Source organism: Pseudonocardia sp. NPDC049154 (assembly GCF_040648315.1).
Lineage (GTDB): Bacteria > Actinomycetota > Actinomycetes > Mycobacteriales > Pseudonocardiaceae > Pseudonocardia.
In genome coordinates this window covers 1-23,237 of record NZ_JBEZDN010000069.1, presented here as the reverse complement: position 1 = coordinate 23,237, position 23,237 = coordinate 1, and the positions used below count along the sequence as shown (strand labels likewise).

Genomic DNA, 23,237 nt, shown 5'->3' with positions numbered 1-23,237 from the left:
CGTGGTCACGCGGCGGGCTCCGTCGCGAGCGACCGCTCGGCGCGGTCGAGCGCGGCCCGGACGCTGCCGATTCCGCGGGCCCGGGCGTCGGCGAAGACCTCCGCGAGGGTGTCCTCGATCGCCGCGGCCCGGGCGAGGACCTGGGCGGCGGACCAGCCGAGCACCTCGCGGCCGACGAGGTGGATCGCCCCGCCCGCGTTGGCCACGAAGTCCGGCGCGACGACGACCCCGCGGGCGGCGAGCACGTCCGCGGCGGCGGGGTCGGCCAGCACGTTGTTGGCCGCGCCGACCACGATCCTGCAGGGCAGCTCCCGGGCCACCCCGAGGTCGATCAGCCCGCCGACGGCACCGGGCACGAGGACGTCGCACGGCGTGCGGGTGACCGCCTCGGGCGCCACGACCTCCACCGCGCCCGCGAGCCCGGCGGCCGCCGCGACCCGCGCCGGGTCGACGTCGGCGACGAGCAGCCGAGCCCCCGCCGCGACCACCAGCTCGGCCACCCGCAGCCCGACGGCGCCGAGCCCCTGCACCAGGATCCGCAGACCGGCGAGGCCCGGACGACCGGCCTCCCGCACGGCGGCGCGGACCGCGGCGACCACGCCGACCGCCGTGGCCTCGGCGCTCGACCCCGAACCGCCCGCGGTCTCCGCGCGGCCGAAGGCGTAGGTGGTGTGCTGCCGCAGCTCGTCCATGTCGGCGGAGCCGGTGCCGATGTCCGGCCCGGTCCAGTACGTGCCGTGGAGCAGCTCGATGTGCCGGCCGTGCGCCTCCAGCGCCCGCCGCCAGGTGGCGTCGTCGAGCCGGTGCCGCGGGGCCGGCAGGGCCAACACCGACTTGCCCCCGCCCATCGGCAGGCCGGCCACGGCCACCTTCGCGGTCATCGCGTCGGCGAGGCGGCGTGCGTCGGCGACCGCCTCGCGCAGCGACGGGTACGTCATCGCCCGGGTGCCGCCGACCGCCGGTCCGCGGCGGGTGGAGTGCACGGCGATCACCGACCAGGTCCCGGACGGCTCGTCGACGCGCAACGAGGTGAGCTCGCCCGGCCACGGCGGCAACGGGTGGGGGTCGAGGGACGTGACGGTCACGAGGTGCTCCCGGTGGGGACGGGGACCGCGACTCGGTCCCACACGGCGGACAGGAAGCCGACGACCCGGTCGGTCTCGGGTGCGGCGAAGAAGGCGGGGTCGGCGTGGTCCGCCCCGGGCAGCACGGCGAGCTCGGCCTCGACGCCGGCCGCCCGGAGGCCCGCGTGCAGCCAACGGCTCTGGGCGAGGCCGACGCGGTGGTCCGCGTCCCCGTGCACGATCAGGAACGGTGGCGAGCCCGGACCGGCGAGCCGCAGCGGGTTCGCCGGGTCGTCGGCGCCGTCGGGCTCGCGGCCGAGGAACCGGGCGACGACGGCGGCGGTGGCGGCCTGCCCCTCGGGCGTCGGCCCATGGGCGTCGTCGAGCAGCCGGCCGAGGTCGGCAGGCCCGTAGTGGTCGACGACGGCGGTGAGGCCGGCCGCGCCGCGCCCGTCGCCCACCGGTCGGCCGAGCGGACGCTCGCCGGACAGGGACGCCATCGTCATCAGGTAGGCGCCGGCCGAGCTGCCCCAGCCGGCGACCCGGTCGGGGTCGAGCCCGTACCGGACGCCGTGCGCGCGCGTCCACCGGACGGCGGCCCGGACGTCCTCTACCGGCTCCGGGAAGGGCACCTCGCCGGCCAGCCGGTAGCCGACCGAGGCGACGGCGATGCCTCGTGCGGGCAGGGTGTGCCAGGGTCCGTGCCCCGGCATCCCGCCCAGCCAGCTCCCGCCGTGCGCGTAGACGACCACGGGGTGCGGTCCCGGCCCGTCGGGCAGGTGCAGGTCCAGCCGCAGCGCGCGCCAGCCGGGCGGGACCGCGTAGGGGATCCCGAGCCGGCTGCGCGCGCCGGGCAGGACCCGTACCTCCGGCGGGTCGAGGAAGGGCGCCGGGACCAGGGCCGCGTAGTCCGGCACCGGCAGGATCTCCGACGGGTGCACGGTCACACCCGGATGTAGTCGGGGATCGCCGGCAGCGCGCCGGCCAGCTCGAACGCCCCGACGAACGCGTTCTTGGCGTCGATCGAGTCGTGGCTGCCGAAGGTGCGGGCGTTGCGCCAGAAGCGGTCCAGGCGGTAGCGGTTCGCGGTGCTGCGGGCCCCGGTGAGGTCGTGGATCCGGGCGGTGACGTCGAGCCCGGCCCGGGTGCTCGCGACCTTGGCGCGGAACCCCTTGATGGCCATCTCCTCGGGGCGGGTGACGAGCTCGGGGGCCTCCAGCTCGTCGGCCACGGAGAGCAGCAGCGCCCGGGCTGCCGCGAGCTCGCTCGACATCTCGCCGAGCTGCCGGTGCATCAGCGGGTCCTCGGCCGCGGTGCCGAACCGGGGCATGCTCGGCCGGTTCAGCTCCTGCACGTAGGCGACGGCCGCGGCGAACCCGCCCTCCCCGATGCCCTGCAGCAGGGCGCCGTGCATCAGCATCACGGCGCCGAAGAAGTACGGGTCGGCGACGTGCGCACGGAAGTGCCAGCCGTCGGGCACGAACACGTCGCGGTAGCGGATGGTCTGGCTGACGGTGCCGCGCTGGCCCATGTTGTCCCAGTCGCCGAGCAGCTCGAGCGCGGGATCGTCCAGCCGGACCAGCGCGTGCCAGCGCGGCGCCGTCTCCACGACCCCGTCGTCGCCGACCAGCGCGAAGCTCACGCTGGCGATGTCGCGGCCGCCCCCGCCGCTGTTGGTGTTGAAGGTCTTGGTGCCGGAGACGACCACGCCGCCCGGCACCCGCCGACCGACGACCCGTCCGGTCCCGCCGGTCTCGGCGTTCGAGGCCACGAACCGGCGTCCCTCGTGCAGCAGCTCGTCGGCCAGCTGCTGCCTGGTCGCGGCCGGCAGCTCGTCGGAGGTGAAGAGCTCGCGCGCGACCAGGGTGGTGGTGCTCCAGCACTGGCCGGTGGAGCCGTCCCCCGCGCAGATCTCGATCTGCGCCTCGATCAGCTCGCGCCATCCGCCGAACGCGGGCCCGTCCCACAGGCCGCCGAACTCGACGGGCACGTTGATCCGGTGCAGCCCGGCGTCGCCGAGCAGGGCGAGCGCGGCGGTCGGGTCCGCGCCGCCGGCGTCGATCTCCGGACCGGACTCCGCGAGGAGCGGCCGCAGGGCGCGGGCCCGCTCGACCACCTCGCGCCGGGTGGCCGGCAGGGACCGGGTGGGCAGCAGTTCGGTGGTCATGACTCGTCCTTCCGACTGAGGGTGGCGGCGACGACGCCGTACGCGGCGACGACGACCAGGGAGAGGGGCATCAGGGCGACGACGAGGGCGTCGCTGCCGGTGACCTCGGCGTAGTGGCCGACGATCAGCACGAGGACCGCGGCGAGGACCGCCCCGGCCACACCGGGTGCGACGACCGTGGCCCACCGCGTCTCGCCGACCCGGCCGCGCAGGGCGGCCACGATCAGGCTCACGCAGCAGCCGATCATCATCGCCACCAGGGCCAGCGAGGTGATCCCGGACAGCGCCGGGAAGAGGTTCACGATCGGGTCCGCGCCCACCACGGCGAACGGGACCAGCAGCAGCATCGCGACCACGGCCTGCGTCCGGCAGCCGACGAACGGCGTGTCGTGCCGGTGGTGCACCGCGGCCAGGGACCGGGGCAGCAACCCGGACCGACCGAGCGCGAAGAGGTACCGGCTGGCCAGGTTGTGGAACGCGACGGCGGCGGCGAGGAAGCTGATCGTCACCAGCCCGCTCAGCACCGGCCCGGACCAGCCGCCGAGGTAGCGGTCCGCGGCGGTGACGACGAGCGCGCCGGGGTCCTCGGCGGCGACCGCCCGGACGTCGTCGAACGCGGCGGCCAGGGTCCAGGTGCCGAGGGCGAAGACCACCACGAGGATCCCGAGCGCGGCGTAGGTCGCCACCGCGATGCTGCGCCGCGGGGCCCGCGCCTCCTCGCCGTAGGCGGCGGTGGCCTCGAAGCCGCCGAAGCAGAGCAGGCAGAACACGAGCGTCATCGCGAGGCCGGGCCCGAAGGCGGCGGTGGGCGAGAGCACGGGAACCGACCATCCGCCGGGGTTGCCGACCAGGATGGCGACCGCCAGCGCACCGATGATCGCGAACTGCAGCACCGAGATCCCGGTGGTGACGTGCTGCGCGATCTCCACCCCGCGCACGCCCAGCCCGTAGGTGACCACCAGCGCCACCGCGGCGAAGGCCCACCACGGGACGTCGGCGCCGGTCAGCGGGGACCAGGTGAGGGCGGCGAAGTAGCCCGTCGCGGCGACCATGCCCGCGGCGGCGATCGTGTAGGCCAGGGTGGCGACGAAGGCCGTCGCCGCTCCCGCCCGCCTGCCGAGCCCGAACTCCACGAAGGCCTGGTAGGCGCCGGCGCTGGTGACGTAGCGGCTGAGCACGACGTAGCCCGCGGCGAACACGGCCAGCACGAGCCCGACGAGGACGAGCAGCAGGACCGTCGAGGCGCCGGTGCCGAAGCCGAGGCTCAGCGAGATGTTCGACGAGAGCGCGGTCAGCGGGGCCGTCGCCGCGACCACCATGAAGATCATGCCCGGGACGCCGATGGCGTTGCGGCGCAACGCTCCCGCCCGGGCGGCGGGGGTGTCGGCGGCGTCGGCGGCGGGCAGGCCGACCGGTCCGGCGGCCTCCGGCGCGGTCACAGCGCGGACCCGTCGGCCCGGCCGATCCGGCCGCGGTCGTTGAACACCCAGGGCTCGGTCTCCTCCGACGGCGAGGGCTCCAGCAGCTCGACGACGTAGTGCGTGACCCGCTCGCCGCCGAGGTTGCGGATGCGGTGCGGCGGCAGCGGCCGGGCCCGGCCGACCGTGCGGTAGAGGACGAAGCCGGGCTCGGCGTGCTGCACCAGGCCCCAGTCGGGATCACCGAGCTCCTGTGCCTGCGCGTCGCCCGCGTCGGGCCAGAGCACGACGTGGTCGTGGTGGTGCTGGTGGAAGTCGAACATGCCCCCGGGCTCGAGGGTCATCGACCAGATACGGACCCGGTCGTTCTCGAAGATCAGCGTGTCCCCGGGGGCGGTGGGGACGTCCGTGCGGGTGGTCATGCGTCCTCCGTGAATGCAATTAGGAGCAGATTGGATCCAATCTGCGGATCGAGTGTGGTGTCGGTGGTTCGCCTGCGTCAACGGGCGCGGGTAACGGTGGCGTGACTTCTCGGGTCCTGATCGGACGGTCCGATCAGGAGTGCGACGTCGGGGTCAGGGGCGGGACACGGCGCGGACGAGGGCGTCCGTGAGCGCGTCGAGGTAGCCGGGCGTCAGCGGCACGTGCCGGACCGAGAGGCGCCAGTAGAGGGGTGCGCCCACCAGGTCGAGCGCCATCTCCACGTCCAGGGCCAGCTCGCCCCGGGCCGCGGCCCGCTCGAGCACCGATCTCGCCATGTCGCGGCGGGGGTCGCCCACGGTGCGCCGCAGCGCCTCGGCGAGGTCCGCGTTGCGGACGGCCTCCGAGCTGACGTCGGGCAGGATCCGCGCGATGAGCGGGTGGGTGAGCCAGGCGTGCATCGCCTCGACGAGCACGCCGAGATCGCCGCGCAGCGTGCCCGTGTCCGGCGTCGGCACCGCCGGGACGCTCAGTTCGGAGAGGGCGGCGGTGACCATCTCCGCCTTGCCCGGCCAGCGCCGGTACAGCGCGCTCTTCCCGACGCCGGCACGCCGGGCCACCGCCTCCATCGAGAGTCGCCCGTAGCCGGCCTCGGCGAGCTCGGCGAGCACGGCCTCGGTGATCGAGGCCGTCTTCTCCGGCTGCAGCACCGCCGCGCCGGTGGGTGTGCGCTTCACGGGCCACCTCCCGATGAGGACGGGACGGTACCGTTCCGTCCGGGTGTGGACGAGACGGTACCGTCCCGACGCGATGATCGGAAGGGGCTCTGCGCGCCGGATCAGGAGGCGGCGGCCTTGGTGACCCCGCGGAACTCCGGCCGGTCGGCGAGGAACGGGTGGTAGTCCAGCACGAGCGGGCCCGTCGCGATCGGTGGCGTGGGGAAGTAGAGGACGACCTCGAGGGCCTGCTCGACGACCGCGTTCATCATCCGGTGGAAGGCCGCGGCCCGGGTCGCCTCGTCGCTCGCCGCGACGACCTCCGCCTGCAGCCGTTCGAACTCGGGCGGGGCCGCGCCGCCGGGGTTGTTGAAGCCGTCGGCGGTGTAGCGCAGGGCGGTCGTCTGGGCGGGGTCGGCCCGGCCGCCGCCCACGGACGGCAGGCCGTCGCCCTCCTCGCGCACGAAGAAGACGTCCGCGATCTGCGCGCTGTCCATGATGCGGATGCGCATGTCGATCCCGACCGCGGCGTAGAAGTCCTGCAGCGCCTCGGCGTGCTTGCCCTGGTCGCTGCCCGCGGACGCGAAGACCTCGAAGCTGAAGCCGTCCGGGTAGCCCGCCTCCGCGAGCAGCCGCCGGGCCAGCGCCGGGTCGTAGGGGTACGGGTCCGGCCCGACGTCCGGCGAGTGCGCGAAGCTCCAGGCCGGCACCGGCTGGGCGGCGATCACGCCGAAGCCGCGGGCGAGCCCGTCGACGAGGGACTGCCGATCCACCGCGTGCCACAGGGCGCGGCGCACCCGGACGTCCGCGAAGAACGGCCGCGCCCGGTTGGGTTGCAGGTAGTAGAAGTTGTTCGTGCGGCCCGCGGCCACGGCGACGCCGGCGGCCTGCGCCTCGGCGACCTGGTCGGGGGACAGGACGGTGGCGTCGATCTCGCCGGTGCGCAGCGCGTTGAGCCTGGTCACCGCGTCGGTGTAGATCAGCATGTCGATCCCGGCCACCCGCACGGCGCCGGGGTCCCAGTAGCCCTCGGCGGGCCGGTAGGTGACGCTCGCCCCCGGGCGGTAGGCGGTCACCCGGTACATGCCGGCGCCCACCGGCGCCTGGTCCAGGTCGGGGTTGTCGAACGCCGCCGGGCTGACCATGGCGCCCGCCCGGTCGGAGAGGATCAACGGCAGGGCGGCGTTGGGGGCGGTGAGCCGCAGCCGGACCCGGAGCGGCCCGTCGACCTCGACCGCGGCGATGCTCGCGAGCTCGGCCCGGACCGCGGAGGCCTGCACGGTCTTGGCGCGCTCGATGTTGGCCCGCACCGCGGCGGAGTCGAAGGGCGTGCCGTCGTGGAAGCGCACGCCCTCGCGCAGGTCCAGCTCGAGCGTGCGCCCGTCGTCCGTGGGGCGCCAGGCCGTCGCGAGCCCCGGGACGGCCCGGCCCTCGGTGTCGGTGTGCACGAGCCGGTCGTAGGTGAGGAACAGCAGCGTGTTGTCCGTGCTCGACGAGGCGCGGTGGGGGTCGAAGCGGCTCACCCCGATGGTGTTGGCGTAGCGGAACACGGCGGCGGGATCGGCGGGGCCCGCGGCGGGCCGCGAGGCACCCGAGGAGCCGATCGGGGCGCAGGCGGCCAGCAGCGGCAGCGCGACGGCGCCAGCCAGCACCGACCGCCGGGACAGCCGGGCCGTCACTGGGCCGCCGCCTTGGCCACCCCGCGGAACTCCGGCCGGTCGGCGAGACCGGGGTGGAAGTCCAGGACCTGCGGCGACAACGCCACCGGCGGCGTCGCGTAGTAGAGGATCACCTCGAAGGCCTGGTCGACGAACTCGCGCATCTGGGCGTGCAGGGCGTCGGCGCGGGCGGCCGGGTCGACGGTGCGCAGCACGGTCTCCTGCAGGCGTTGCATCTCCGGCGTGGTGTGGCCGCCGGGGTTGTTGAAGCCGTCCGGCAGGTACCGCAGCCCGGTCGTCTGGGCCGGGTCCGGGCGGCCGCCGCCCGGGCCGAGCAGGAGGTCGCCCTGCTTGCGCACGAAGAACTCGTCGGTGATCTGCGCGCCCTCGAGGACCCGGCTCGTCATCGTGATCCCGACGGCGGCGAGGTCGGCCTGGATGGCCTCCGCCACCCGCTGCACGTCCGGGCTGGTCGCGACGAGCGCTTCGAACGTGAAGCCCGTCGGCAGCCCGGCCTCGGCCAGCAGCTGCCGCGCCCTCGCGGGGTCGTACGGGTACGGGTCGGGGCCGATCGACGGGTCGTGGCCCGGGCTCCACTCCGGCAGCGGCTGGGCGGCCAGCTCGCCGTAGCCACGGGCGAGGACGTCGACCAGCGCCTGCCGGTTGATCGCGTGCCAGATCGCCCGCCGCACGCGGACGTCGCCGAACGCCGACCGGGTCCGGTTCGGCTGGAAGTACCAGAAGTTGCTGGTCCGGCCCGGCTCCACGCGGACGCCCGACGCCTGCGCCTCGGCGACCTGCTCCGGCGACAGCACGGCCCCGTCGATCTGCCCGCCGCGCAGGGCGTTGAGCCGGGTCACGGAGTCGGTGTAGATCGGCATGTCGATGCCGGCGACGCGCACCGCCGCGGGGTCCCAGTAGTTCTGCGCCGCGCGGTACTCGATCCGCGCCCCGGGCTGGTAGGCGGTGACCCGGAACATACCGGCGCCGACCGGGTTCTGGTCCAGGTCCGGGTTGTCGAAGGCGCCCGGGCTGATCATCGCGCCGGCCCGGTCGGAGAGCACCAGGGGCAGCGACGCCGTGGGCGCGGTGAGCACGAACCGGACCCGGTCCGGGGCGAGCACCTCCACGGAGCGCACCGGCCGCAGCTCGGGCGCGACGGCGCTCCCGGTCACGGTCTTGGCGCGTTCGATGTTGGCCTTCACCGCCGCCGCGTCGAACGGGGTGCCGTCGTGGAACGTGACGCCCTGCCGCAGGGTCATGTCCATCGTGGTCCCGTCCGGGCCGAACTCCCAGGCGGTGGCGAGCCCGGGCACGGCGCGGCCGTCCGCGTCGGTGTGCACGAGCCGGTCGTAGGTGAGGAAGAGGTGGGTGTTGTCGTTGCTGGAGCTGGCCCGGTGCGGGTCGAACCGGCTGAGCCCCACGGCGTTGGCCCACCGCAGGATCGCGTTCGGGTCGGCCGGCCCGGAGGCCTGCTCGGCCCCGCCGCCGGAGGTGGGGATCGGGGCGCAGGCCGCCACGAGGACGAGCAGCAGGGCCGCGGTGACGACCCGGACGGCGCGGAGCATCCTCATCGGACCGTCACCCCGCGGAACTCGGGCCGGTGCATCAGCCGCGGCACGAGCCCGACGACCCGCTGCGACTGCACCACGACGTCCTCGGGGAACACCACGGGGATCTCCAGGACCTGGTCGACCACCTCGTCGACCAGGTCGTGCATCACGGCGGACCGCGCGGCCGGGTCGGTCGTCGCGAGCGCCTGCTTGTGCAGCTCCTCCAGCCGGGGCGTGGTCTGCCCGCCCGGGTTGCCGAAGCCGTTCGCGGTGTACCGGGTGGCGACGGTCATCGACGGGTCCGCCCGCGGGCCCCAGGAGGCGAGCATGGCGTCGTACCGCTCCTGCACGAACATCAGGTCCCCCATGGTGTCCGGCGCGGCCGGCGAGATCTCCATCGTGACGCCGACGGCGGCGAGCTGGGCCTGGATGGCCTCGGCCAGCGGCTGGTAGTCCGAGCCGGTCGGGATCACCGTCGAGAACCGCAGCCCCTCACCGACCCCGGCCTCGGCCAGCAGCCGGCGGGCGAGGTCGGGGTCGAACCGGATGGCGTCGTCGCCGAGGTCGGGGTCGTAGGCCCAGTAGCCCGGGACGAAGGGCTGCGCCGAGACCGTGGCCAGCCCGCGGTAGACGCCCTGCCGGATCGCCTCCCGATCGAGGGCATGGTTGAGCGCGCGCCGCACCCGCAGGTCGCCGAAGGCGGAGCGGGCGCGGTTGAGCACGAAGTAGTTGAAGTTCAGCGAGCCGGCCGTGCTGACCTCGAGCCCGGTCTGTTTCGCCTGGTCGAGCAGGGCGGGCGGCACCCGGCACGCGTCGACGACGCCGGTGCGCACGGCGTTGAGCCGGGTGGCGGCATCGGCGATGTGGTGGATCTCCAGCTTCTCCGTCGCGGCCGCCGCGGGGTCCCAGTACCCGGGGTGCCGCTCGAAGCGGGTGATCTGCCCACGATTGTGCTCGACCATCCGGTACATGCCCGCCCCGACCGCGACGGCGTCGAGGTCGACGCCGTCGGCGAGGGCCTTCGGGCTCACCATCGCCCCGGCCCGGTCGGACAGCACGGCGGGCAGCGACGCCGACGGGTACGACAGCCGCAGCACCGCCGTCAGCGGGTCGCGGACCTCGACCGAGGCGATCGGATCCAGCTCGGTCCGCACCGCCGAGCCCTGGACCGTCTTCGCCCGCTCGATGTTGGCCTTCACCGCGGCGGCGTCGAACGGCGTCCCGTCGTGGAACGTCACCCCGGGCCGCAGGTCCAGGCGCAGCGCGAGCGGGTCCTCCCAGGCCCACGCCCGGGCCAGGCCAGGTTCCGGCTCGCCGACGGGGGACTGGTGCACCAGCCGGTCGTAGGCCGGGAACAGGGTGACCCCGTCCTGGCTGATCGAGGCCCGGTGCGGGTCCAGCCGGCTCGGTGTGAGCTCGTAGGCGTACCGGAAGACGCCCGGCGGGCCCTGGGCCGCCGTGCCCGAGGACGGGATCGGGGCGCAGCCGGCGACCGTGACGAGCCCCGCGACCGGGACGAGGCCGAGGAACGTCCTGCGCTTCACTGCTGCTTCCTCACGGCCAGCTTCTGGAAGTCGACCTGGCCGGTCACCAGCAGCTCGAAGCCGGCGATCTTCGCGTTGGTCGCGATGACCGACTCGTCGAGCACGATCGGCACCTGGAAGGCCTGGTCGACGAGCTCGCCGACCTCCTGGTGGATGGTGTCGCGGCGCTTGTCGGGGTCGAGGGTGTCGAGGGCGGTGCGCTGCAGCTCCTCGAGCCGCGGGGTGGTGACGCGGCCGGGGTTGGAGAACCCGGTGGAGGTGAACTGCAGGTCGATGGTCATCGACGGGTCCGGCCGGCCGCCCCACTGCGAGACCAGGGCGTCGCCCTGCTGCTGGCGGTAGTAGACGTCCGCGGTCTGCGCCGCCTCGACGTTGCGGATGTTCGCCTTGATCCCGACCTCGGCCAGCATCTGCTGGATCGCCTCGCCGGCCTGGGTGTAGGTCGACAGCGCGGTCACCAGCATCTCGAACTCGAACCCGTTCGGCAGGCCGGCCTCGGCGAGCAGCTGCCGGGCCTTCGCCGGGTCGTGCGGGTAGAAGTCGCCGGGGTAGGCGGGGTTGTAGGCGTAGTAGTCCGGCGGGAAGGGCTGCACGGTCGGCTGCGCGGCGCCGAAGTAGATGCCCTGCGCGATCGCCTGGCGGTTCACCGCGTAGTTGAGGGCCTGGCGCACCTTGGGGTCGCCGAACTCGGAGCGGGCCCGGTTCAGGTACAGCACCAGGTAGGTCAGCGTGGTGTCGCGGTGCACCGTCATGCCCGGCAGCCCGCTCGCCTCGCCGGCCAGCCGGCCGGACAGCAGCGCGACGTCGACCTCGCCGGTCCGCAGCGCGTTCATCCGGGTCACGTCGTCCGGCAGGATGCGCAGCTCGATGCGCTTCGCGCCGACGACGTCGGGGTTCCAGTAGTCGGGGTTGCGCTCGTAGACGATCACGTCGTTGGGCCGGTACGAGGTCACCTTGTACATACCGGTGCCGACCGGGGCGAGGTCGAGATCGGGGTTGTCGAACGCCGTGGGGCTCACCATCGCGCCCGCGCGGTGGGACAGCAGGCCGAGCAGCATGCTGTTGCGCTGCGCCAGCCGCAGCAGCACCGTGTTCGGGTCCGGCGTCTCGACCGAGGTCACGCTCGCGAGGTCCGCCGCCACCGACGAGCCCTCGACGGTCTTCTCCCGCTCGATGTTGGCCTTGACCGCGGCGGCGTCGAACGGCGCGCCGTCGTGGAAGCGGACGTTCTCTCGCAACGTCATCCGCAGCGCGAGGCCGTCGTCCTGCCACTCCCAGGCCGTCGCCAGCCCCGGGATCGGGTCGCCGTTCGAGGACAGGTGCACGAGCCGGTCGTAGACGGGGGCGAGGTAGCGGATGTCCTGCCCGTTCGTGGAGCGGTGCGGGTCGAACCGGCTGGGGCCCACGGCGTCGGCGTAGCGGATGGTGGCCTCGGGATCGAGGTCCTCCCGGGCGACCGGCGCCTGGGAGGCGCCGCCGGAGCTGCCGGCGGGGGAGATCGGGGCGCAGCCGGCCAGGGCGACGGCGAGCAGCGCGGTGAGCAGGGCCGTGAACAGTGCCGGGACACGACGGATCGGCATGGGCGGTCCACCTTCTCCAGGCCCGCGACGATGCGGGACGCAAGAATACGAGGGATCGCCGGGGACGTGCCGGCGTGGCGCCATTCTGAGCACGAGTGGGCGCGATTCACAAGACGCCGTTTCTCCGCATTGCCGGTGGCGCCCAAGATGATCTTGCGGCGCCGCGAGGGTCAAGCGGAGGTCAAGGATGCGCGATACGCCCGAGTAGGTTCCCAGCTCAGACGTGTCTCCTGGTAAAGAGCCGGTTGACGGACGGTGTGACGCTTGCTACCTTTCTGAACGATCGTTTAGTGCGGAGGCGTCGCGCGACGGGGGCGTGCCCGTCCGCGGACGACGATTCTCCGTGTCCATTTCCCGACCGATCCCGAATCCTTCTTTCCCGCCACCCGGTCGCAGTTCCCCTCGCGACACCGCCGTCTGCTGGGAGGGTGCCCGCCCGTGCTCCGGTACACCGTCCGGCGCGTCCTGATGATGGTCCCGCTGCTCTTTCTCGTGTCCCTCGGCGTCTTCGCGCTGGTCCTGATGATCCCGGGCGATCCGGCCATCACGATCGCCGGCGAGAACGCCACCGAAGCGCAGATCGACGCCACCCGGGAACGCCTCGGCCTGAACGACCCCGTCCTCGTCCAGTACGCCGCCTGGGCCGGCAACGCCCTCACCGGCGACCTCGGCAGCTCGCTGTTCAGCAACGAGTCCGTGACCGGCGCGATCGCCGGCCGGTTCCCCGTCACGCTCGCGCTCACCCTGGCCGCCATGCTGATCGCGCTGCTGATCGCCGTGCCGGCCGGTGTGGTCGCGGCCCTGCGGCGCGGCCGCTGGCAGGACCGCGGGGCCACGCTCTTCGCCTCCGTCGGCATCTCCCTGCCCAACTTCTGGGTCGGGATCCTGCTGATCATGGCGTTCGCGCTGGCCTTCCCGATCTTCCCGGCGGTGGGCTACACGCCGATCTCCGAGGGCGTCGGGGCCTGGGCCCGCGGCCTGGTCCTGCCCGGCATCACCCTCGGCACCGCGGTGGCCGCCGAGATCACCCGCCAGCTGCGCGGGTCGCTCACCGACACCCTCCAGCAGGACTTCATCCGGACCGCCCGGGCCAACGGGCTCAGCGGCCGCGCCGTGGTCCTCAAGCACGGGATGAAGAACGCCGCCGTCCCGGTGGTCACGGTGATCGGCTTCCAGGTCGGCTTCCTGCTCGGCGGCTCCGTGATCGTCGAGCGGGTGTTCGGCCTGCCCGGGCTCGGCGACCTCGCGATCCGCGCCGTGCTGCAGCGGGACATCCCGATGATCCAGGGGATCGTCGTCGTCGCCGCCCTGATCGTGATGCTCGTGAACCTGGTCGTGGACCTGTCCTACGGCTGGCTCAACCCGAAGGTGAGGCAGGCGTGACGGCCACCGCCCTCGACCGGCGCGAGGCGCTCGCGCCGCCCGAACCCAGCGCCCGGGCGCGCTTCCTGCGCCGCTTCCGGCGGCAGCGGCTCGCCCTCGCCGCCCTGGTCTACCTGGTCCTCGTCGTCCTCGCGGCGGCGCTCGCCCCGCTCCTGGCCACGCACGACCCGCTGGCCCAGAACCTCGGCTCGGTGCTGCAGCAGCCCGGCGGCGGGCACGTCCTCGGCACGGACGACCTGGGCCGGGACGTGTTCAGCCGCGCCCTCTACGCCGGCCGGGTCTCGCTGGTCGCCGCGGCCCAGGCCGTGGGCGTCGCGGTGGTGCTCGGCGTGATCCCGGGGCTGATCGCGGGGTACGCCGGCCGCAAGGTCGACGCGGTGATCATGCGGCTCACCGACGCGCTGATGAGCTTCCCGCCGCTGATCCTCGCGATCGCCTTCGTCGGCGTGCTCGGCCCGAGCCTGACCAACGCGATGTTCGTGATCGGCGTGATCTTCGCGCCGCGGTTCGTCCGGCTGGTCCGCGGCACCGTGCTGTCGATCCGCGAGGAGACGTTCGTCGAGGCCTCGCGCTCGATCGGCACCCCGACGCCGCGGGTGATCGTCCGGCACGTGCTGCCCAACGCGCTCTCGCCGCTGATCGTGCAGATCTCGCTCACCGCGGCGATGGCGATGCTCGCCGAGGCGAGCCTGAGCTTCCTGGGGCTCGGCGTGCAGCCGCCCGACGCGAGCTGGGGCTCGATGATCGAGCGCGGCTTCCGCTACACCGCCACCGCGCCCTGGCTGACAGTGTTCCCGGGCCTGCTCATCGCCCTGACCGTGCTGGCGTTCAACATCCTCGGCGACGGCCTGCGGGACTCGCTCGGCCGAGAGATCCGGAGGGGGTCGTGACCGAACCGCTCCTCGTGGTGGAGGGCCTGGAGGTCGAGTTCGCCACCGACCGGGGCTGGGTGCAGGTGCTCGACGGCGTGTCGTTCACCGTCGACCGCGGCGAAACGGTCGGGCTGGTCGGCGAGTCCGGCTCCGGCAAGACCGTCACCAGCCTCACCGTGCTCGGATTGCTGCCCCCGGAGTCCGCGCGGATCACCGCCGGCAGCATCCGGCTCGACGGCCGCGAGCTCGTCGGGCTGCCGCGCCGGAAGATGGAGGCGCTCCGCGGCGACGAGCTGTCGATGATCTTCCAGGAGCCCATGACCAGCCTCGACCCGGCGTTCCGGGTCGGGGACCAGATCGCGGAGGTGGTGCGGCGGCACCGCGGCGGGTCGAAACGGGCCGCCTGGGCCCGGGCCGTCGAGGTGCTCTCGACCGTCGGGATCCCGCACGCGGAGCGCCGCGCCCGCAGCTACCCGCACGAGTTCTCGGGCGGCATGCGGCAGCGCGTGATGATCGCGATGGCGCTGTCCTGCGAGCCCAAGCTGGTGATCGCCGACGAGCCGACGACCGCCCTCGACGTGACGATCCAGGCCCAGGTGCTGGACCTGTTGCGCGCCATGCGGGACGAGTTCGGCACCGCGGTGGTGTTCGTGACCCACGACCTCGGGGTGGTCGCCGACATCTGCGACCGCGCCGTGGTCATGTACGCCGGGCAGGTCGTGGAGCGGGCCGGGGTCGACGCGCTCTACGAGCACCCGCGCCACCCCTACACCGAGGCGCTGCTGTCGGCGATGCCACAGCTCACGGCTCGTTCGGGGCGGCTGGCCACGATCCCCGGCTCCACCCCGCCGGCGGGTGCGATGCCGGCCGGCTGCCGGTTCCACCCGCGGTGCGGGCACGTCGTCGAGGCCTGCCGGGACACCGCCGTCGTCGAGCACCCGCTCGCCGAGGGCGGCACCAGCCGATGCCTGCGCGTGTCCGACCTGGCCCTGAAGGGGAGCGCATGACGAACGCGGTGAACGCGTCGGAATCCACGTCCGGGTCCGTGTCGCCGCGGGCCGACTCCGCCGGCCCGGTCGCCGAGGTCGAGGACCTGACTGTCGACTTCCGGCTGCGGGGCGGGATCCTCGGCCGCGCCGGCACCCTGCGCGCGGTGCGCGGGGTGAGCCTGGAGATCGGCGAGCGCGAGACGCTCGGGCTGGTCGGCGAGTCCGGATCGGGCAAGTCGACGACGGGGCGGGCCATGCTGCGGCTCGTCGAGCCGACGGCCGGCTCGGTCCGGCTCGACGGCGAGGAGATCACCGCCCTGGGCCGCGGCGACCTGCGGCTGGCCCGGCGGCGGATGCAGATGGTGTTCCAGGACCCGTACTCGTCGCTCGACCCCGCGATGGTGGTGGGGGAGAGCATCGGCGAGCCGCTCGACGTCCACGAGTCGCTCTCCCGGTCCGAGCGGACGACCCGAGTGGGGGACCTGCTCGAGCAAGTGGGGCTGTCGGCGACGTACGCCCAGCGCTATCCGTACGAGTTCTCCGGCGGGCAGCGGCAGCGGCTGGCGATCGCGCGGGCCATCGCCCTCAACCCGAGGCTACTGGTGTGCGACGAGGCGGTCAGCGCGCTCGACGTCTCCACCCAGAACCAGATCCTCAACCTGCTCGAGGACCTGCAGGCCGAGTTCGGGCTGTCGTACCTGTTCATCGCGCACGACCTCGCCGTCGTCCGGCATATCGCGCACCGCGTGGCGGTGATGTACCTCGGCGAGATCGTGGAGACGGCTCCGACCGACCGGCTCTTCGACCGGCCCGCGCACCCCTACACGGAGGCGTTGCTCTCGGCCGTGCCGGTGCCGAACCCGCGCCGGCAGCGGGAGCGGGAGCGGATCGTGCTGCGCGGCGAGGTGCCCGACGCCGCCAACCCGCCCTCGGGCTGCGCCTTCCATACGCGCTGCCCCCACGTGATGGACGTCTGCACGGTCGAGGCCCCGCCCGTCGTCGTCGCCCCCGGCGGCGGCACGGTGCGCTGCCACCTCCACACCTGAGAACGCTGCTGTGCGCGGTAAGTGGTGCTGGAGCACCACTTACCGCGCACGGGCGGCGGAGCCGCTAGACGCGCTCGAGGATGGTGGCGTTGGCCTGGCCGCCGCCCTCGCACATGGACTGCAGGCCGTAGCGGCCGCCGGTGCGGTGCAGCTCGTGGATCATCTTGGTGGCCAGGATGGCGCCGGTGCCGCCGAGCGGGTGGCCGAGGGCGATCGCGCCGCCGTTGGGGTTGGTCTTCGCGAGGTCGGCGCCGGTGTCCTGCGCCCACGCGAGCACGACGGGTGCGAAGGCCTCGTTGATCTCGAAGGTGTCGATGTCGTCGATGCCCAGCCCGGACCTCTTCAGCGCCGCCTGGGTGGCCGGGATCGGGCCGGTCAGCATGTAGACCGGGTCGTCGCCGACCACGGCGAGGGTGTGCACCCGGGCGAGCGGGGTGAGCGAGAAGCGGCGCACCGCGTCCTCCGACGCCACCAGCAGCGCGGCCGCGCCGATCGAGATCTGGCTCGCGACGCCGGCGGTGATCGCCCAGCCCTCGCGCAGCGGCTTCAGCCCGGCGAGCTTCTCCAGCGACGTGTCGCGGCGGGCGCCCTCGTCCGTGTCCAGCCCGGCGAGCGGGGCGATCTGGTCGCGGAAGCGGCCCTCGTCGATCGCGGCGATCGCCCGGCGGTGGCTCTCCAGCGAGAACCTCTCGAGGTCCTCGCGGGTGAATCCCCACTTCTCGGTGATCAGCTGGGCGCCGCGGAACTGCGAGATCTCCTGGTCGCCGTAGCGGTCGATCCAGCCCTGGCCCTTGGTGGAGGTACCCAACTCCTTGTTGACGATCCCGTTGGCCGTCATCGGCACCATGGCCATCTGCTCGACGCCGGCGGCGACGACCAGGTCCTGGGTCCCGGACATCACGCCCTGCGCGGCGAAGTGCAGCGCCTGCTGCGACGAGCCGCACTGCCGGTCGATCGTCACGCCGGGCACGCTCTGCGGCAGCCCGGCCGAGAGCCAGGCGGTGCGGGCGATGTCGCCCGCCTGGGCACCCGTCTGACTGACGCACCCCATGATCACGTCCTCGACGGCGGCCGGGTCCACACCCGTCCGCTCGACGAGCTCGCGCAGCACGTGTGCGCCGAGATCGGCCGGGTGCACCCCGGCGAGGGCTCCCTTGCGCGTCCCGACGGGTGTGCGGACGGCACCGACGATGAAGGCTTCTGCCACCGGATGACTCCCCTGCGCTGCGGATTCGGCGAACTGAACGATCGTACATTCAGTTCGCCGGTGATCGGCAGTCCCCGGAGCTGTGACGTCCTCGATGGACCGGGATCAGGCCGGGTGGTCGACGATCCGCATGACGATGAGGGTGTAGTGCTCGACGAGCTCCTCCATCGTCACCGGGCCCGCGGGGTCGTACCACTGGGCGATCGCGTTGCAGGCCGCCTGCGCGGCACGGCGGGCGTCGGCGGGGTGCTCGCAGCGGAAGGTGCCCTGCTCGACGCCGGCGTCGACGATGTCCGACCAGATCGTGCTGGCCTTGGTGCGCAGCCCGGCGAGCCGCTCCTCGTGGGCGGGCTCGAGGTTGCGCCACTCCCGGGAGGAGATGTTGCTCTCCGTCTGGCGCTGCACCCGGTACTCGACCGTGGCCTTGACCAGGGCACGCAGCCGCTCCGCCGGGTCGTCCCCCGCGGAGGCGAGCGCCTCGTCGCAGCGGCGGAAGTAGTCGAGGGTGTTCTCCTCGATCAGCGCCGCGAGCAGGTCCTGCTTGCTCGGGTGCCAGTAGTAGAGCGCCGACAGGGACAGCCCGGCGCGCTTGGCGATGTCCCGGATCGACGCGCCGTGGTAGCCGCGCTGCTCGAAGACCTCGCGCGCGGCCGCCGCGATCGCCTCGCGGCCGCCGCCACGGGGGATCGGTCCGCCCTCGGCCGACCGGTCTACTGCGGTGCTCACACCGGAGAGGATAAGGCCCGGATGCCCCTTCTGGCGGCACCACGGCGGTGTTAACTTAACGAGTGATCGTTCAAAGGTCCGCCAACGACGCCGGGAGGTAAGCGGATGACTGCGGCGACCACCATCGCGACGGGGAGTCCCCCCGATCTCGACGCGTTCCGCGAGCAGGCGCGCGCCTGGCTCCGCGAGCACGCGCCGGACCCGTCGCCGGTCACCGACATCGAGGCGGCGCGCGCCTTCCAGGCCGCGTTGTACGACGCCGGGTTCGCCGGCATCACCTGGCCGCAGGACGTGGGCGGCCGCGGCCTCTCCACGGCCCACCAGCAGGCCTTCTCCGACGAGGAGGCCGAGTACGAGCTGCCCACCTACCCGTTCACGATCGGGATGGGCATGTGCGGCCCCACGGTCAACGACCTGGGCACGCCCGAGCAGCGCACCCGCTACCTGCCGCGGCTGCTGCGCGGCGAGGACATCTGGTGCCAGCTGTTCTCGGAGCCGGGTGCGGGGTCGGACGTCGCTAGCCTGCAGACCCGCGCGGTCCTCGACGGCGACTCCTGGGTCGTCGACGGGCAGAAGGTGTGGACCACCAACGCCCAGTGGGCGGACTTCGGCGCGCTCCTCGCCCGCACCGACCCCGACCGGCCCAAGCACTCCGGGCTCACGATGTTCGTGGTCGACATGCACGCGCCGGGTGTCACCGTGCGGCCGCTCAAGGACATGTCCGGCCGGGCGCCGTTCAACGAGATCTACTTCGACTCCGTCCGGATCCCCGCCGACGCGGTGATCGGCGAGGTCAACGGCGGGTGGCACGCCGCCGTGACGATGCTGGGCCACGAGCGCGTCTCCATCGGGTCCCGGCGCCGGCCCAAGACCAACCCGCTCGACTTCACCGCGGTCGCCGCCCTGGCGCAGCGGCTGGGCGTGTCGGGCGAGCCGGCCACCCGGGAGCGGCTGGCCGAGCTGTACGCGCGCGAGCGCGTGCTGGAGCTGTTCAACGTCCGGCTGCGGCAGGAGGCCGCCGCGGGGATCGCGCCCGGGGCCCGCGGCTCCGTCGCGAAGCTGGCGGGCTCGATGCTCGCGCGGCTGGCCGTCGACACCGTCGGCGAGATCGCCGGGCCGGAGATCGTGGCCTGGGACCCGGAGGACACCACCGGGGCCGCGGTGGCGCTGGGGATCAACTCCACGCCGTCGTCGAGCATCGCGGGCGGGACCAACGAGATCCAGCGCGGGATCATCGGCGAGCGGGTCCTCGGCCTGCCGAAGGAGCCGTCGGTGGACAAGGGCGTGCCGTTCCGCGAGCTGAAGGTGGGGACGCAGAAGTGAGACTCGTGCTCACCGAGGAGCAGCAGGCCCTGCGCGCGGCGGTGCGCGACCTGTTGACGGACCGGGCCGCGTCGGCGCAGGTGCGCGCGGCGATGGAGTCGGAGACGGGGATCGACCGGGACCTGTGGACCCGGCTCGGCCGCGACCTGGACGTGCTCGGGCTCGTCGTGCCGGAGGAGTACGGCGGGGCCGGGGCCGGGCACGTCGAGCGGGCGGTGGTGCAGGAGGAGCTCGGCCGGGCGCTCGCGCCCACGCCGTTCCTCGGCTCGGCGGTCCTGGCCACGGACGCGCTGCTCGCGCTCGACGACGAGGAGGCCCGCCGCGAGTTGCTGCCGCGGCTGGTCTCCGGCGAGCTGATCGCGACCGTCGCCGTGGCCGAGCCCGGTGCGCCGTGGGGGCCGGGCGCCACCACCGCGATCGCGTCCGGGGACGGCTGGACCCTCGACGGGACCAAGACGCCGGTGGTCGCCGGCGACCTCGCCGACGTGCTGCTCGTCGTCGCGACCACGCCGGACGGGCCCGCCTGGTTCCGGGTCGACGCCGCGGACGTCGAGCGGACCACCCTGACCACGCTCGACCCGACGCGGCGGCTCGCGAAGGTCGTGCTGCGCGGCACGCCGGCGCGCAAGCTGGAGTCGGCCGATCCCGCGGGTGCGCTCGAGCGGGTCGCCGACCTCGCCACGATCGCGCTGGCCGCCGAGCAGCTCGGCGGGCTGCAGCGGGTCCTCGAGATGGCCACGGACTACGCCAAGGTGCGGGTGCAGTTCGGCCGCGCGATCGGCTCGTACCAGGCCGTGAAGCACGGGCTGGCCGACGTGCACTCCGACTGGGAGCTGGGCCTGTCCGGGCTGCGCTACGCGGCGTGGGCCGCCGACGAGGCCCCGGACGAGGTGCCGGTCGCGGCCGCGCTCGTGGCCACGTTCTTCGGGCCGGCCTATTTCAAGGCCGCCGAGGCGTGCGTGCAGTACCACGGCGGCATCGGCTACACCTGGGAGCACGACGCGCACCTCTACTACAAGCGTGCCAAGAGCACGGAACTGCTGTTCGGGGCGCCAGGGCGCGACCGGGCGCGGCTCGCCGACCGGCTCGGCGTCTGAGGAAGGGCGGCACATGACCGAGAGCACGACCGAGAACCCCGTACTCGTCGAGACGGCGGACGGGATCCGCACGGTGACCCTGAACCGGCCGCGGCGCAAGAACGCCCTGAACGCGGGGGCCTGGGACGGGCTGCAGACGGCCTTCGCCGACGCGGCGAGCGACCCGTCCGTCCGAGTGTTGGTGCTGACCGGCGCCGGCGGCGACTTCTGCGCCGGGGCGGACCTGTCCGGCGGACCGGCCGGCGGGCACCCGCTGAGCCGGATGCACCGCATCAACGAGGTCGCGATGGCCCTGCACAGCCTGCCGATGCCGACCGTCGCGAAGGTCAGCGGCGTGGCGGTCGGGGCCGGATGGAACCTGGCGCTGGGCTGCGACCTGGTGGTGGCCGAGCGCGACGCACGGTTCTCCCAGATCTTCGCCAAGCGTGGGCTGTCGGTGGACTTCGGCGGGTCCTGGCTGCTGCCCAAGATCGTGGGGCTGCAGCAGGCCAAGCGGCTGGCGCTGCTCGCCGAGATCATCGGCGCGGAGGAGGCGGAGCGGCTCGGCCTGGTGACCTACGTCGTCGAGCCCGGGACGGTCGACGCGTTCGTGGCCGACCTGGCCAAGACGCTCGCCGCCGGGGCGCCCATGGCGCTCGCCCAGTCGAAGCGGATGCTCAACGAGAACACCGACAAGACGCTGCGCGAGGCGCTCGAGAGCGAGGCCCGCGCGCAGACGATCAACTTCGCGGGCACGGACGCGCCGGCCGCCTTCGAGGCCTTCATGGCCAAGCGGGACCCGGTGTTCACGGGCGAGTGGGCGGTCAAGTGACCAGCACCCAGGATCCCGTGACCGAGCAGGCGTACACGGAGATCGCGTACGAGGTCTCCGACGGCGTCGCGACGATCACGCTCGACCGGCCGGACCGGCTCAACGCCTTCACCACCACGATGATGCGCGAGCTGGCCCGGGCCTACGGCGCGGCCGACGCCGACGACGCCGTGCGCGCCGTCGTCGTCACGGGGCGGGGGCGGGGCTTCTGCGCCGGCGCCGACCTGCAGCGGGGCGGGTCGACGTTCAACGCCGAGGACCCGGCCCGGGCCGCGGAGCGCCGCGACATCGGCACCATCGGCGGAGCCCCGCGGGACGGCGGCGGTGTCACGTCGCTGACCACGGCCGCGTGCCGCAAGCCGGTCATCGCCGCCATCAACGGGCCGGCTGTGGGCATCGGCGCCACGATGACCCTGCCGATGGACATCCGGCTGGCCTCGGAGACGGCGAAGTTCGGCTTCGTGTTCGCCCGCCGCGGCCTGGTGCCGGAGGCGGCGTCGAGCTGGTTCCTGCCGCGGATCGTCGGCATCTCGCAGGCCATGGAGTGGGTCGCCACCGGCCGGGTGTTCGGCGCCGAGGAAGCCCTCGCCGGCCGGCTGGTGTCGAAGGTCCTCCCGCCCGACGAGCTGCTGCCCCACGCCTACGGGATCGCCCAGGAGATCGCGGAGAACACCTCCGCGGTGTCGGTCGCGCTCAGCAAGCAGATGCTGTGGGCGATGCTCGGCGCGGACACGCCGTGGGAGGCGCACCGCGTCGACTCGCAGGCGATCTACCGGCTCGGGCAGAGCGCCGACGTGGTCGAGGGCGTGCAGTCCTTCCTGGAGAAGCGGTCGCCCGCCTTCCCGGACACGGTGAGCGCCGACTACCCGGACATCCTGGAGCGCTGGCCGAGCCGGCCGGCCGGGATGGACTGAGGGTTCGCGCCGGGGCGGGTCAGCCGTCCCGGCGCTGCTCCCGCTCGTCGCCCCGTCCTCCGGGCAGCTCGTGGCGGTGCTCGCGCTCCAGCTCCTGCTGGTCCTGCCGGTCCTTGGAGAACCCCAGGGCCCCGACCAGCGGGATCAGCAGGAAGGCGAGCCACGCCATCGGCACGCCGGCGGCGTTGAGCACGAAGAAGAGGATCAACGCGGCGATCGGGCTGGCCGCCGCGATCCGGGTGCCCCAGCTGCTGCCGAAGCGCCGCTGCGACACCGCGGCCTGCGGTCGGACGGCGGGTGTCGTGCCGGTTCCGCCCGCTCCGGGCAGCCGGGGGTGCGGCTCGGGCAGGTCCGTGAACAGGGCGGTCAGCTCGTCGGCGGTCACGGCGTTGGCCGCCACCGCGGAGCGGTCGGCGTACTCCTCGACGCCGAGGCGGCCGGCCTCCAGATGCGTGTTGAGCGCCGCCGCCGCGGCCTCGCGCTCGGCCGTGCCGATGCGCAGCTTCCCGTCGCCCCCCGTGGTCATGACCGCATTATGGATCCAGAGCGCACGGGGGCGGGGCTGTTACGCGCGTTGTGGATCCATGACGCGGGCTGCGGCCCGACTTCCGCGCGTTGTGGATTCACAACGCCGGCTCGAGGTGTCGGATCGCGGGGACGCTCCTATGGAGCGTCAAGCCGTGAGCGGCGGGTTTTCGAGCTGTCGGTAGAGCTGTCTGGTGATGTAGCGCTTGAGGCAGCGTTTGATC

Annotated in this window: 21 protein-coding genes; 8 read left to right on the top strand and 13 right to left on the bottom strand. The window is 73.7% G+C overall.

The window, feature by feature from the left end:
- Positions 1-5: 5 nt before the first annotated feature.
- From AB0B41_RS27155 to AB0B41_RS27110, 10 genes are all read right to left on the bottom strand, one after another.
- Complete coding sequence (locus AB0B41_RS27155) at positions 6-1,085, bottom strand: Glu/Leu/Phe/Val dehydrogenase dimerization domain-containing protein (protein ID WP_358208174.1); 1,080 nt, start codon at positions 1,083-1,085, stop codon at positions 6-8.
- Positions 1,082-2,005 carry an alpha/beta hydrolase gene (locus tag AB0B41_RS27150; protein WP_358208172.1) on the bottom strand — a complete coding sequence of 308 codons (924 nt, stop codon included), beginning with the start codon at positions 2,003-2,005 and terminating at the stop codon, positions 1,082-1,084. The genes AB0B41_RS27155 and AB0B41_RS27150 overlap by 4 nt, the downstream gene beginning before the upstream one ends.
- Before the next feature lie 2 nt (positions 2,006-2,007).
- Positions 2,008-3,231, bottom strand: a complete 1,224-nt coding sequence (locus AB0B41_RS27145) for an acyl-CoA dehydrogenase family protein (RefSeq protein WP_358208170.1) — start codon at positions 3,229-3,231, stop codon at positions 2,008-2,010.
- A complete protein-coding gene (locus AB0B41_RS27140; protein WP_358208168.1) occupies positions 3,228-4,670 on the bottom strand; it encodes an APC family permease in 1,443 nt (480 codons plus the stop codon). The genes AB0B41_RS27145 and AB0B41_RS27140 overlap by 4 nt, the downstream gene beginning before the upstream one ends.
- Positions 4,667-5,071 carry a hypothetical protein gene (locus AB0B41_RS27135; protein ID WP_358208166.1) on the bottom strand — a complete coding sequence of 135 codons (405 nt, stop codon included), beginning with the start codon at positions 5,069-5,071 and terminating at the stop codon, positions 4,667-4,669. The genes AB0B41_RS27140 and AB0B41_RS27135 overlap by 4 nt, the downstream gene beginning before the upstream one ends.
- Positions 5,072-5,224: 153 nt before the next feature.
- On the bottom strand, positions 5,225-5,806 hold the full coding sequence (locus tag AB0B41_RS27130) for a TetR/AcrR family transcriptional regulator (protein WP_358208164.1): 582 nt from the start codon (positions 5,804-5,806) through the stop codon (positions 5,225-5,227).
- 101 nt (positions 5,807-5,907) lie between these two features.
- Positions 5,908-7,464: an ABC transporter substrate-binding protein gene (locus AB0B41_RS27125; protein WP_358208162.1), complete on the bottom strand. Its 1,557-nt coding sequence runs from the start codon at positions 7,462-7,464 to the stop codon at positions 5,908-5,910.
- Positions 7,461-9,017 carry an ABC transporter substrate-binding protein gene (locus AB0B41_RS27120; protein WP_358208160.1) on the bottom strand — a complete coding sequence of 519 codons (1,557 nt, stop codon included), beginning with the start codon at positions 9,015-9,017 and terminating at the stop codon, positions 7,461-7,463. The genes AB0B41_RS27125 and AB0B41_RS27120 overlap by 4 nt, the downstream gene beginning before the upstream one ends.
- Positions 9,014-10,540, bottom strand: a complete 1,527-nt coding sequence (locus AB0B41_RS27115; protein ID WP_358208158.1) for an ABC transporter substrate-binding protein — start codon at positions 10,538-10,540, stop codon at positions 9,014-9,016. The genes AB0B41_RS27120 and AB0B41_RS27115 overlap by 4 nt, the downstream gene beginning before the upstream one ends.
- A complete protein-coding gene (locus tag AB0B41_RS27110) occupies positions 10,537-12,120 on the bottom strand; it encodes an ABC transporter substrate-binding protein (RefSeq protein ID WP_358208156.1) in 1,584 nt (527 codons plus the stop codon). Before AB0B41_RS27110 ends, AB0B41_RS27115 begins: the two co-directional genes overlap by 4 nt.
- A 438-nt stretch (positions 12,121-12,558) precedes the next feature.
- Between AB0B41_RS27110 and AB0B41_RS27105 the strand changes: the two genes are divergently transcribed.
- Genes AB0B41_RS27105 through AB0B41_RS27090 form a run of 4 tightly spaced genes read left to right on the top strand, consistent with a single transcriptional unit; the run spans position 12,559 to position 16,410 of the window.
- Positions 12,559-13,503: an ABC transporter permease gene (locus AB0B41_RS27105; protein ID WP_037051794.1), complete on the top strand. Its 945-nt coding sequence runs from the start codon at positions 12,559-12,561 to the stop codon at positions 13,501-13,503.
- Entirely contained in the window at positions 13,500-14,393 is an 894-nt protein-coding gene (locus AB0B41_RS27100; RefSeq protein ID WP_358208154.1) for an ABC transporter permease, read from the top strand. Before AB0B41_RS27105 ends, AB0B41_RS27100 begins: the two co-directional genes overlap by 4 nt.
- Positions 14,390-15,382, top strand: a complete 993-nt coding sequence (locus tag AB0B41_RS27095) for an ABC transporter ATP-binding protein (RefSeq protein WP_358208152.1) — start codon at positions 14,390-14,392, stop codon at positions 15,380-15,382. Before AB0B41_RS27100 ends, AB0B41_RS27095 begins: the two co-directional genes overlap by 4 nt.
- Positions 15,379-16,410, top strand: a complete 1,032-nt coding sequence (locus tag AB0B41_RS27090; protein ID WP_358208150.1) for an ABC transporter ATP-binding protein — start codon at positions 15,379-15,381, stop codon at positions 16,408-16,410. The genes AB0B41_RS27095 and AB0B41_RS27090 overlap by 4 nt, the downstream gene beginning before the upstream one ends.
- 64 nt (positions 16,411-16,474) lie before the next feature.
- Here AB0B41_RS27090 and AB0B41_RS27085 read toward each other — a convergent pair whose 3' ends face one another.
- Positions 16,475-17,617: an acetyl-CoA C-acetyltransferase gene (locus AB0B41_RS27085; protein ID WP_358208148.1), complete on the bottom strand. Its 1,143-nt coding sequence runs from the start codon at positions 17,615-17,617 to the stop codon at positions 16,475-16,477.
- Between the two features lie 105 nt (positions 17,618-17,722).
- Entirely contained in the window at positions 17,723-18,343 is a 621-nt protein-coding gene (locus tag AB0B41_RS27080) for a TetR/AcrR family transcriptional regulator (RefSeq protein ID WP_358208146.1), read from the bottom strand.
- A 105-nt stretch (positions 18,344-18,448) separates the two neighbouring features.
- On the opposite strand from AB0B41_RS27080, the gene AB0B41_RS27075 reads away from it, so the two are divergent.
- The 4 genes from AB0B41_RS27075 to AB0B41_RS27060 are packed head-to-tail and all read left to right on the top strand — an operon-like array spanning position 18,449 to position 22,488.
- Entirely contained in the window at positions 18,449-19,666 is a 1,218-nt protein-coding gene (locus AB0B41_RS27075; RefSeq protein WP_358208144.1) for an acyl-CoA dehydrogenase family protein, read from the top strand.
- The gene (locus AB0B41_RS27070; RefSeq protein WP_358208142.1) at positions 19,663-20,763 is read left to right on the top strand and encodes an acyl-CoA dehydrogenase family protein; all 1,101 of its coding nucleotides are present in this window, start codon (positions 19,663-19,665) and stop codon (positions 20,761-20,763) included. Before AB0B41_RS27075 ends, AB0B41_RS27070 begins: the two co-directional genes overlap by 4 nt.
- A 13-nt stretch (positions 20,764-20,776) precedes the next feature.
- Positions 20,777-21,574, top strand: a complete 798-nt coding sequence (locus AB0B41_RS27065; RefSeq protein WP_358208140.1) for an enoyl-CoA hydratase-related protein — start codon at positions 20,777-20,779, stop codon at positions 21,572-21,574.
- 17 nt (positions 21,575-21,591) lie between these two features.
- On the top strand, positions 21,592-22,488 hold the full coding sequence (locus AB0B41_RS27060; RefSeq protein WP_358208138.1) for a crotonase/enoyl-CoA hydratase family protein: 897 nt from the start codon (positions 21,592-21,594) through the stop codon (positions 22,486-22,488).
- A 19-nt stretch (positions 22,489-22,507) separates the two neighbouring features.
- Here AB0B41_RS27060 and AB0B41_RS27055 read toward each other — a convergent pair whose 3' ends face one another.
- Positions 22,508-23,014, bottom strand: coding sequence for a DUF1707 domain-containing protein (locus AB0B41_RS27055; RefSeq protein ID WP_358208136.1), 507 nt, complete (start codon positions 23,012-23,014; stop codon positions 22,508-22,510).
- Positions 23,015-23,237: the final 223 nt, after the last annotated feature.